The 9,887-nt window shown below is 61.3% G+C and carries 7 protein-coding genes; 5 read left to right on the forward strand and 2 right to left on the reverse strand.

Annotated elements, in window-relative coordinates:
* Positions 1-885: 885 nt before the first annotated feature.
* From AWB72_RS27665 to AWB72_RS27680, 4 genes are all read left to right on the forward strand, one after another.
* Complete coding sequence (locus AWB72_RS27665; RefSeq protein ID WP_244285781.1) at positions 886-1,341, forward strand: YybH family protein; 456 nt, start codon at positions 886-888, stop codon at positions 1,339-1,341.
* 495 nt (positions 1,342-1,836) lie between these two features.
* Positions 1,837-2,199, forward strand: coding sequence for a HigA family addiction module antitoxin (locus AWB72_RS27670; protein WP_052450161.1), 363 nt, complete (start codon positions 1,837-1,839; stop codon positions 2,197-2,199).
* Entirely contained in the window at positions 2,189-3,697 is a 1,509-nt protein-coding gene (locus AWB72_RS27675; protein WP_040053412.1) for an ATPase domain-containing protein, read from the forward strand. The genes AWB72_RS27670 and AWB72_RS27675 overlap by 11 nt, the downstream gene beginning before the upstream one ends.
* A gap of 7 nt (positions 3,698-3,704) precedes the next feature.
* Positions 3,705-5,774 (forward strand): hybrid sensor histidine kinase/response regulator, encoded by a 2,070-nt coding sequence (locus AWB72_RS27680; RefSeq protein ID WP_040053413.1) that lies wholly within the window; start codon positions 3,705-3,707, stop codon positions 5,772-5,774.
* Positions 5,775-5,903: 129 nt separating this feature from the next.
* On the opposite strand, the gene AWB72_RS27685 is transcribed toward AWB72_RS27680, so the two are convergent.
* On the reverse strand, positions 5,904-7,442 hold the full coding sequence (locus AWB72_RS27685; protein ID WP_052450162.1) for a M81 family metallopeptidase: 1,539 nt from the start codon (positions 7,440-7,442) through the stop codon (positions 5,904-5,906).
* 32 nt (positions 7,443-7,474) lie between these two features.
* Positions 7,475-8,788 (reverse strand): MFS transporter, encoded by a 1,314-nt coding sequence (locus AWB72_RS27690; RefSeq protein WP_040053414.1) that lies wholly within the window; start codon positions 8,786-8,788, stop codon positions 7,475-7,477.
* 339 nt (positions 8,789-9,127) lie between these two features.
* On the opposite strand from AWB72_RS27690, the gene AWB72_RS27695 reads away from it, so the two are divergent.
* Positions 9,128-9,661 carry a DUF4142 domain-containing protein gene (locus AWB72_RS27695; protein ID WP_040053415.1) on the forward strand — a complete coding sequence of 178 codons (534 nt, stop codon included), beginning with the start codon at positions 9,128-9,130 and terminating at the stop codon, positions 9,659-9,661.
* Positions 9,662-9,887: the final 226 nt, after the last annotated feature.

Below are 9,887 nucleotides of genomic sequence, written 5' to 3' on the forward strand. Positions count from 1 at the left end.
GATATTCGAGCAAGTAATGGCAGCCGTCTCGATTTAGCGGTCCCATGCAGGGACCACTCCCCTTCGTTGAGCGGCGCCGCAATCGCGAGCAGCCAGCCAAGCACGACACCTGACCGAGCATCGCGCATTGCACGGCGCACGCCCGGGTCGGTGTGATGAACGGCTTCACCGATTCCTGTTTCGCACAGTCCCGTCGCGCGATGAAAGTCGGCTCATGTATGCGTGGTCACATCGACGGTCGGAAGTACCCCCCGTGCATCGTCTTTACCCTCCAACCACCAAGGTGAATTTGCCGTAGAACGGTCCTCCTTGGAATGTGAGGGTATGCGTGCCGGTGGAGAGCGGAGCGAGCATGATGAAATAACCGTCCGCACCGAATTGGATACCCGATGATCGGAATTTGGTAGGTACGTCGGGCTTTACAGGGGTACCGGGAACCGGGACCTTAATAAAATTTGTCGGGCTGGGAGAAAGCGTAACGTTTGGGTTAGCGGACTGGAATCGATAGGCTTGTAGATTTACCAATTGGCGACCATCAAGTTCAGCCGTCAAGACAGGCGGACAGCCGAGCGTTTCTAACAATGCTCCAGCGCATGCAAGCAGTGCCGGTTAAGTTGGAGGCTCGCCGAGTCAAAGCCTCCACGCGGGGTTCGAGCGTCTGCGATGCGGGGGGAGATGCAGCTCGCGTCTCTCCAGCGATCGATAATGGCCTCAAAGCGTCACGCTTTCGTTGCTGGCCATAACGCTCTACGGGGGTTGGTCAGCGCCCGTTCATGGTAAAGACATCGTTGTGCTCGACAGCTTTTCAACTATGCTTCTCAGAGACTCCGGCGTATCGCCGGGAGCCCCTGAACGCAGCGACAAGGAGGCCCTATGCAACGGATCTTGGAACATGCCATCGTCAGCGTCGCAATGTGCTGCATGGTCGCCATGTCGGATACGGCGGCATTCGCGCAGAGCAACGCACGGACCGCGATCGAGTCGAGCAACAAGCGCTTTGAGCAGGCGGTCGCCCGTGGCGATGCACCCGGCCTCGCCGCGTTGTACACCGAGAACGCAAGACTCCTTCCAGCTAACGGTAAGACCGTTAGCGGACGCGCGGCGATTACGCGATTCTGGCAAGGAGCGATTGACTCCGGATTCAAATCGGTCGTGCTGACGTCGGTCGAAATCGAAGCGCACGGCGACTCCGCCTACGAAGTCGGCAGATGGTCGGCCCCGGGCGAAGCCGGTAAAGTCTACGACGCGGGCGATTACATCGTTATCTGGAAACGCGTCAACGGGCAATGGAAACTGCACCGCGACATCTGGACGACGAACTCGCCCGCGGCGAAGAAATGATTCTGCGATAGCGTCCGACGGTCGCGAAGCTAAAGATCCACCGGGGTCGCCGCGCGACCGCTTTGTTCGGCGGGCAAACGCGAAGGCCGGGATCTTCTTGACAGAGCCGCGCCGATGCAATCGCGCCAGTCAACCACGCTTTCCAACCATATCTTCGCGAGAACAAGGTGGCGAAAGGCGCAACAGTCAGCCGTCGTTCCATGAGATGGTGAACGGTCAGCATTTCCATGCGTTTTTCAAGGCGCCGAGCCACGCGTGATACCCGCGCGATTGCACACACGACTTGCGACGGCGTCAGCGGCGAGCCGCTATCCAGGTGACTTCACATCGCATTCAAGCGACCGCAGCACTCGACAGAGCACGGGCACAACGTGCGTATTAAGACTCGCGACGCTAAATCAACGAATTGGCGCGGGTCCTGGATACGGAGCATCGCGCCGCTTTCTCGGGTTAATGTTATCCTTGGCGCTTGTCACGCAGCACGTTACACCTGATATGACTTCTGCGCCTATTTCTCGCATCACTCAGTATCAAGACAACGCACGCCATCCCGGGGAGCTTCTCAAGATCTTTGTGCTGCCGCACTTGGGCCTCTCTGTCAGCCAGGCGGCTCGAGATCTGGGCGTGGCTCGTCAAACTCTTCACCGAATCTTCGACGGTACCGCTGTCATTACACCGGAGATGGCATTGCGACTGGAAGTCTTCTGCGGAATCTCGGCGATGTTCTGGCTGCGACTGCAATCCGCACACGATATCTGTGATGCTCGTGCTTCGTTGCAGCAGGCGTTGACCGAAATCCCACAACACAGGCTTTCCCGCGTTGCGATGAAGCAGCTTGGAGCAAGAGATGGACGATAGCACCGTAATGCCCCGATACGCCCGAACGGGCGTATCGGGACTCGATGACATTCTCGTTGGCGGACTGAGCAGGGGCAACTTGTTCCTGCTGGAGGGAAGCCCAGGCACGGGCAAGACGACGATTGCGCTCAGTTTTCTAAAGGCTGGCGCCGAGCTGGGCGAACCATGTCTTTACATTACGCTCTCGGAGACGACAACGGAGCTGCGCAACGGCGCGTTGTCACACGGCTGGCGGCTCGGCCCCGAGATCAACATCTTCGAAGTCAGTCCGTCAGAGAGTTTGCTCGACGCCGATCAGCAGCAGACGCTGCTCTATTCCTCCGACCTCGAACTGGGCGAGACGACGCGGCTGATCCTCGGCGAGTTCGAGCGCGTCAAGCCGAAGCGGGTGGTCATCGATAGCCTTTCGGAGATTCGCCTGCTTGCGCAAAGCTCGCTGCGCTATCGCCGGCAGATTCTTGCATTCAAGCATTACTTCGCGGGGCGCGACGCTACCGTGCTGATGCTGGACGATCTCACTTCCGACGCGGCCGACAAGACGGTACATAGCGTCGCGCACGGCGTCATCAAGCTCGAGGAATTATCGCCGCAATATGGCGCGGAACGCCGCCGTCTGAAGGTGCTCAAATATCGCGGTCAGCACTTTCGCGGCGGCTACCACGACTTTGCCATCCGGCGCGGCGGCGTGGCGGTGTTCCCGCGACTCATCGCCGGCGAGCACCGCACCAGTTTCGCGCGGACGCAGATGACGAGCGACGTCACTGAACTCGACGCGCTGCTCGGCGGCGGTGTCGAGCAAGGATCGAGCACGCTCATTCTTGGTCCCGCGGGGACAGGCAAGAGCCTCTTCGCCATCCAGTTCATCGCAGCCGCCGTGAGGCGGGGAGAAAAGGCAGCGTTCTTCGTATTCGATGAAGAGCTCGGGCTGTTGTTCGACCGAGTGCGCGCCATGGGCATGGACCTCGAAGCGATGAGAGACGCTGGCAGCTTGCACGTCGAACAGGTGGACGCAGCAGAGTTGTCTCCGGGCGAGTTTGCTCATCGCGTGCGTGAGAGCGTCGACCGTGCGCGTGCCAAGACAGTTGTCATCGATAGCCTGAATGGCTATCAGGCGGCCATGCCGGAGGAAAACGCGCTCGTGCTGCACGTGCACGAGTTGTTGCAGTTTCTCAATCGTCAGGGCGCGAATACCTTTTTGACGGTCGCGCAGCACGGCCTCGTTGGCGACATGAAAGCGCCTGTAGACGTGACATATCTTGCCGACACCGTCATCCTGCTTCGTTATTTCGAAGCGCTCGGCCGTGTTCGACGCGCAGTGTCGGTCATCAAGAAGCGCACCGGGGCTCACGAGGAATCGATCCGTGAGTTCGGCATCGGCTCGGCAGGCCTCACGCTTGGAGAACCGCTGGAAGATTTCCAGGGCGTGCTGCGCGGCGTACCGACGTTCGTCGGAAAGTCGACGCCTTTGCTCACGCCAAAGCCTACGAACAAAGGCTAACGACCGCATGGCCGAAATCGATCGATGTCCAGTACTTCTTCTCACCCCTTCGGGACGCGACTTCGTCGTTGCACAGGCGCTTTTGCAGACGGCCCGGATCGACGCGGAGAGCTGCAAAGACGTACCGCAACTGGGTACCAAGCTGAGCGACGACGTCTGCTGCGTCATCGTTGCCGATGAAGCGCTAAACGGGACAGACCTCGCCGCGCTGGCCGGATGGGTGTCGTCGCAGCCGCCGTGGTCGGACCTTCCCTTTGTCGTGCTGACACGGCGCAGCGGTCCGGATCGTAGGCTGATGGCCGAACGTCTGACCAGAACGCTCGGCAACGTCACCTTCATCGAGCGTCCGTTTCACCCTACGACTTTCGTGAGCGTGGTTGAAACAGCGGTGCGGGGCCGCAATCGCCAGTTCGAGGCACGCGCTCGAATGCGGGAACTGCATGAGGGGGAAGCGCATCTGCGCATCGCGCTCACCGCTGGACAACTCGGCTCATGGAGCCTGGACCTCGCTACCCACGCGCTCACGGCATCGGCCACTTACAAGGCGATATTCGGACGCCGCGAAAGCGACAGCTTTACTTATGAGGAACTGCTCGCGAGCGCTCATCGTGAGGACCGGGGGCGGGTGCAGGCAGCGGTCGCGCTCAGCGCCGAGACCGGCTGCGACTATGCGATCGAGTATCGCAATGTCTGGCAGGACGGAACAGAGCACTGGGTCGATGTCAGGGCGCGCGTCGTGCGCGACGACCAGGTCGCGCGGCTCGTCGGCGTGTGCTCCGACGTCACGCTGCGCAAGACATCGGAAGATCAGCTGCGCCGAGTGAACGAATCGCTCGAAGTCAAGGTGCTCGAGCGCACCGCGCAACTGGAAGATGCGCATCGAACGGTTCTCGAGGAAATACGGCAGCGGGAGCATACAGAGAATTTGTTGCGACAGGTTCAGAAGCTCGAAATGATCGGCCAGTTGACAGGCGGCATCGCGCACGACTTCAATAATCTTCTGATGGCGATCATGGCGAATCTCGAACTCGTGCGAAAGGAAGTGCGGCCGGACGAGCGAGCAGGCCGATTGGTCGATGGCGCGTTAAGAGGCGCTCAACGCGGTGCAGCGCTCACTCAACGGCTGCTGGCGTTCGCACGACAGCAGGTTTTGAAAGTCGAGCCTGTTCATATGCCTGCGCTGGTTCACGGCATGGCGGATCTCCTGGAGAGGTCGATCGACGCCACGATCGAATTGTCGATCGATACGCCCGATCAAGTGCCGTTCACCCGCGTCGACACGAATCAGGTCGAACTCGCGATACTGAACCTGGTCGTCAATGCGCGCGATGCGATGCCCGAAGGCGGCACAATCCAGATCAGCGTGGATACCGCGCGTTCTGCGGGCGATAGCGACTTGAGCGCCGGCGAGTATGTGCGGGTAACGGTGCGGGATACGGGCACGGGCATGGATGCCGCGACGCTCGCTAAAGCCACGGAACCGTTTTTCACTACCAAGGAGGTCGGGAAGGGAACGGGGCTGGGCCTTTCGATGATCCACGGTTTGGCGCGTCAGCTGCAAGGGGCGCTTCGTCTGGATAGCACGTTCGGCAAGGGCACGTGCGCGTCGCTCTGGCTTCCAGTCACGAGTCGGCCGGCTGTCGAGAAGCGCATCGTCGATGAACCAAACGACGACGGTTCCGCCGATGCACGGCAACTGCGCGCGACCATACTCGTTGTCGATGACGACCCACTCATTTTGTCCAGCACGTCGTACCTTCTTCAGGACCTCGGGCAGGATGTGATCGAAGTCGCTTCGGGGGAAGCGGCGCTTGAGATCCTTCGCACCGGTCAGAAAATCGACGTTCTGCTCACGGATTTCTCGATGCCTAAAATGACGGGCGTCGAATTGGCCACTGCCGCGCGAACCCTCAGGCCCCTCCTGCCCGTCATACTTGCAACGGGCTACGCGGAGTTGCCAGACGGCGCGGGAGTTGATCTCCCAAGACTACGCAAGCCGTATCAGCAGAGCCGGCTTCTGCACGAGATAAGAAACGCGGTCGAGCATCCAGTATCGCGTCAATCCGAGGGGCAGTGAGGAACGGGACGTCTGACCGCCCGACCATACGACGTCCCGCGCACCACTCGTTATGCCACGTGCGTTCTTATCGCTTTTCCGGTGGAGTGGTCGGCGCGGCGCGCGGCAATTCAGGCACATCAAGCCATCCTATGACACGGGGCCTTTCAGGACGAGGCCGGCGAAGCCCGTAGCCGAGCGCAACGCCGATAACGTCGGCCCCATCGGGCGCAAGCGCATGCGTGCATCGAGATTGCGCCACGGGAGATCGGCCGGATCGGCGGCCATCGGGCCGGGTGCCTTCGCAACGAGGATGCCCGCGGCGATGGGCTCGAAGTCGGCACGAAAATGCACCGAACTCTTGTTCACCAGGATCTTCATGCGTTCGGGCTCAATGCCCGCCACGCGAAAGAGATTACGGTCGAACACCTGCATCTTGATGCTGCTCACCGCGATACGCACGCCTTCGATCCGCAAGCACGCGGTCGTCCCCAGCTCGCCGTGCATGCCGTTGAGCATCGGGCCGTCGAATCGGAAACGGCCATCCGACAGGTGCTCCACTTCGAACTCGCCCTCGAGCGGCGAGTCGCCCGCCACGTTCGAGCCGCCGCCCAGCGCCAGCCTGATGCGCGCGTTCACGCCTGCGCGATGCGCCGCCCGTGCTGCATGCTCGTCCCAGATGATGCCCACGGCGGCGTCGCGCGCACCGTGGCGCAAGAGCGCGCGGACCATGCCCATCGTGTTCGAATCGCCGCCCACGCCGGGGTTGTCCTGCGTATCCGCGATGATGACCGGCCCGGCCGCATCGCGGCTCCCGGCGATGGCTTCGCGGGCGGCTTCGTCGGGCGAAAGGAAGGCCACGTCCCAGCGCGCTTCGTCATCCACGAGCCGTGTGTAGAGCGCATCGACCGCGTGATCCGCCGATTCCTGATCGAGCGCATAGCCCCACAATACCGGCCCGCATTCATCGAAGTCCGATGCAGGAAAGCCCGGAGCGAACGATAAGGAAACGATTGTCTGCTGCAGCGATTCCAGCATGCGATACATTCCACGGGCCGGCTCGACGAGCGTGCACATTCCGTTCACCGGAATCAGGAATGGCACGCGGCGCATGGCGCGAGCGAGCGGCCTGGCGTGCGCGATCCGTTGCGCGAGGAGTTGCCCCGCGCGCAATCCGGTCTCGGCCATATCGACGTGCGGATACGTGCGGTAGGCGACGAGCGCATCGGCAAGCTCGAACATGCGCGACGTGACGTTTGCATGCAGATCGAGCGAAACGACGAGCGGCATGGCATCGCCGACGATGCGCCGCACGCGGGCGAGCAATTCGCCCTCGCCGTCGTCGAGGTGCTCGGTGACCATCGCGCCGTGCAAGTCGAGATAGATTGCGTCGAAGCCGCCCTTCGTGACTTCATCGACGATGGCGCCCGCGATGCGCTCGTACGCATCCTCCGTCACATGCGCCGATGCGCTCGCGCCCGCCCAGATCACCGGCAGCAGTTCATGGCCCTGAGCTTCGGCCCATCGAACGAAACCACCGATGGGCACGTTCACGTCGCGTAGCTTCAGCACGTCGTCGCCGTGCGCCATCGGCGGGAAGCCTTCGCCCTGAATGAAGCTCTCGTAGCTGGCCTTCGTCGGCGCGAAGGTGTTCGTTTCGTGCTGGAATCCCGCGATAAGGATCTTCATGTTCGTGCTCCTTTTCGTATCGTCGTGAACGTTCAGGCCGTGCGCACGTTCGCGCTGGCGATCGTGCGCTTGTTCGTCAGAATCAACACGCATGAAAGCGCCGCCATGCATGCCATCAGAAGGAGTCCGCCGTTGGCGCTGCCCGTCGCGGACTTGACCCAGCCGAGCGCAGCCGGACCCCAGAAACCGCCCAACAGTCCGATCGTGTTGATGAGCGCGATGCTGCCGGCCGCTGCGGGACCGGAAATCGTCTCCGACGGGATCGCCCAGAACACCGTGTAGGCCATCCACATGCAGGCGGTCGCGAGCGTGAGCAGCGTCAGCGTGACGATGAGATTGCCGGAAGCGTACGGCGTCAACGCGAGCAGGGCGGCGGAAGCGAGCGCCGGCAGCGCGCTGTGGTAGCGGCGCTCGCCGACCTTGTCGGAGCGGCGGCCGGCCGCATACATCGCGATCGCGGCGGCGACATAGGGAATCGCGACATACCAGCCGAGGCGAATCGTATCGTGCACGCCCTGTTCCCTGAGCAACGTCGGCAGCCAGAAGCTGATTGCGTATATCGGAAAGATGATGCAGAAATACGCGAGCGCAAGCAGATAGACGCGTGGATTCTTGACTACCTCGGCGAACGAATCGATACGATGAGCATGCCCACCATGATCGTCAACTTCCGCTTGCACGAGGCTCTGCTCATACTGCGTGAGCCAGCGGGCATCGGCGGGGCGGTCGGCGAGCGCGAACCACACGAGCGCACCGAGCGCGATGCAAGGCAGGCCTTCGACCAGGAACATCCACTGCCAGCCGGCCAGCCCGACGACACCCCCGAGCGACGAGATCAGCCACGCCGACAACGGCCCGCCGACCACTCCGCCAATCGGCCCGGCGACGAACACGAGCGCGATGGCGCGCGCCATGCGCTTCGGCCCGTACCAGCGCGACAGGTAATAGATCATGCCGGGCGCGAATCCGGCTTCGAACACGCCGAGCAAGAACCGCATCGCATAGAAGGCCGGGACGCTGTGCACGAACAACATGCACGCGGAGGTGACGCCCCACAGCACGAGGATGCGGCTGAACGTGAGGCGCGCACCGATCTTCGGTAGCAGCAGGTTGCTCGGTATCTCGAACAGCACATATCCGATGAAGAAGATCCCGGCGCCGACGCCGTAGGCCGCATCGGAGAAACCGAGATCGCTTTGCATCTGAAGCTTGGCGAAACCCACGTTCACCCGATCGAGATACGCGAACATGTAGCACGCAATGAGCAGCGGCAGGAGCCGCCAGTTGATTCTGCGATAGAGCGCCGACATGGTGGCGCTGCCTTGCTGAACTCGGTTCGTCGACATGGCGTCTCCTGTTTGACTTCCCTGATCGGGTGAGGCCATGGTGAGCTTGTGCAACCGTGCGATCAAGAGCAACAAAACCCACGCTTCGTTGCTCTGTAAGCAACGCTTTTCTTGTCGTGGGCACTTCATTTGAACAGGAGCCGAGGCACGGCACGACTGGCGGCGCGGCGAAAGTCCGATCGCGTCGCCCTCGTGATTGCGCGGCGAATTCAGCCAACCGCTGCAACGGTTGCTGAACTGCGGCATGCCGGGACGAGCGGGTTTTGAGGCGATCGGGAACGCGCTTCGGCGACGTGACATCCAATGCCGTGTCTGCAACGGAACATGGAGAGATGACATATGAAGCTCATTCCCACAGCGCTAGCGGCGGCGTTCGCGTTGGCGAGCGTGGCGTCTAATGCGCAAGGCAGCGGCCCGAGCGATCCGCAAATCGTTGCGATCGTAGCGACGGCCAACCAGGTCGATATCGACGCCGGCAAGCTTGCCGAAACGAAAACGAAATCGAAGGACGTCAAGGCGTTCGCGCAGCAGATGATCACGGATCACAGCGGTGTCAACAAGGCCGCGACCGATCTCGTCAAAAAGCTGAACGTTACGCCCGAGGATAGTCAGACGAGTCAAAGTATCAGGCAAGGCGGTGACGCGAATATCGCCAAACTGAAGGCGCTTTCTGGCGAGAGCTTCGATAAGTCATATATCGATCATGAGGTTGCCTATCATGAAAGCGTCCTCGACGCGCTCGACAAGACGCTGATTCCGGACGCAAAGAATGGTGAACTCAAGGCGTTGCTCGTGAAAGTGCGACCGGCGTTCGTCGCGCATCTCGAACATGCGCGTCATTTGCAGGCGGAACTCGCAAAGGGCGGGGCATGACATGCGCGTGCTCGCTGGTCTCGTGGCCGCACTCGTGTTGCCCGTCAATGCGACGGCGGCGACGTATGTCGTGGTGATCGAACGTAAGCGGTCCATCTCCGACGTCTGGCAGTGAGCGACAGTAGCGAGGACCATAGGTGTCCACCTATCTTGAGGTGGACACCTATGACTGGCATAGACTCAGAGTTGGCAGTAGTACGTCGTAGCAGCGATGGTCGTCGCCGCT

Origin of the sequence: Caballeronia concitans (assembly GCF_001544615.1) — a bacterium.
Classification (GTDB): domain Bacteria; phylum Pseudomonadota; class Gammaproteobacteria; order Burkholderiales; family Burkholderiaceae; genus Caballeronia; species Caballeronia concitans.

Excerpts from the sequence above, each read along its gene's own strand:
- AWB72_RS27695 (WP_040053415.1), top strand. The coding sequence starts at position 9,128 with ATGAAGCTCATTCCCACAGCGCTAGCGGCGGCGTTCGCGTTGGCGAGC.
- AWB72_RS27685 (WP_052450162.1), bottom strand. The coding sequence starts at position 7,442 with ATGAAGATCCTTATCGCGGGATTCCAGCACGAAACGAACACCTTCGCG.
- AWB72_RS27690 (WP_040053414.1), bottom strand. The coding sequence starts at position 8,788 with ATGTCGACGAACCGAGTTCAGCAAGGCAGCGCCACCATGTCGGCGCTC.
- AWB72_RS27675 (WP_040053412.1), top strand. The coding sequence starts at position 2,189 with ATGGACGATAGCACCGTAATGCCCCGATACGCCCGAACGGGCGTATCG.
- AWB72_RS27670 (WP_052450161.1), top strand. The coding sequence starts at position 1,837 with ATGACTTCTGCGCCTATTTCTCGCATCACTCAGTATCAAGACAACGCA.
- AWB72_RS27680 (WP_040053413.1), top strand. The coding sequence starts at position 3,705 with ATGGCCGAAATCGATCGATGTCCAGTACTTCTTCTCACCCCTTCGGGA.